At 45.7% G+C, this 1,088-nt stretch carries 1 protein-coding gene; it reads right to left on the bottom strand.

Annotated features, from left to right (window positions below):
- Window positions 1-1,088, bottom strand: a 1,088-nt coding sequence (locus V5290_RS17260) for a VCBS domain-containing protein (RefSeq protein WP_333388735.1), incomplete at both ends; no start/stop codon positions are given.

Below are 1,088 nucleotides of genomic sequence, written 5' to 3'. Positions count from 1 at the left end.
ATCAACATCTGACAACGTTAATGTACCAGTCGTGCTCAACGTAGCAGCATCATCTTCAGTTACCACGCCAGTTGCATCACCAGAAACAACTGATAAATCATCGACACCGTTGATAGTAATAACAATCTCTTGTTCAACACCATCGCTGGTCATAACTGTGATGGTATCAGTGATCGACTCGCCGTCATCTAATGATTGGATCGCTGCTTGCGTGTTATCCGCAGCGTATGTCCAGTTACCGTCGGCATCGATAGTGACTTCACCATAAGTACCGTTAATTGTTTCAGCAGTAAAGGTTGTGGTGTCTGAGCTATCGATATCGCTTAGTGATAATGTGCCTGTCGTACTTAACGTCGCGGCATCATCTTCAGTTACGGCGCTGGTTGTGTCGCCAGCTACGATAGATAAGTCATCCACACCATTAATAGTAATAACAATCTCTTGTTCAACACCATCGCTGGTCATAACAGTGATGGTATCGGTGATCGACTCGCCGTCATCTAATGATTGGATAGCCGCTTGCGTGTTATCCGCGGCGTATGTCCAGTTACCGTCGGCATCGATAGTGACTTCACCATAAGTACCGTTAATTGTTTCAGCAGTAAAGGTTGTGGTGTCTGAGCTATCGATATCGCTTAGTGATAATGTGCCTGTCGTACTTAACGTCGCGGCATCATCTTCAGTTACGGCGCTGGTTGTGTCGCCAGCCACGATAGATAAATCATCCATGCCATTAATAGTAATAACAATCTCTTGTTCAACACCATCGCTAGTCATAACAGTGATGGTATCGGTGATTGACTCGCCGTCATCTAAAGATTGGATCGCCGCTTGCGTGTTATCCGCCGCGTATGTCCAGTTGCCGTCGGCATCGATGGTAATTTCGCCGTAAGTACCGTTAATTGTTTCAGCAGTAAAGGTTGTGTTGTCTGAGCTATCAACATCTGACAACGATAATGTACCTGACGTGCTTAACGTCGCAGCATCATCTTCAGTGACCGCTCCCGTTGTATCGCCAGCTACGATAGATAAATCATCCACACCGTTAATGGTAATAACAATCTCTTGTTCAACACCATCGCTAGTCA

The sequence above is a fragment of the Psychromonas arctica genome, from assembly GCF_036697365.1.
In the GTDB taxonomy this organism is placed as follows: Bacteria; Pseudomonadota; Gammaproteobacteria; order Enterobacterales; family Psychromonadaceae; genus Psychromonas; species Psychromonas arctica_A.
This window is presented reverse-complemented; position numbering and strand designations above follow the sequence as displayed.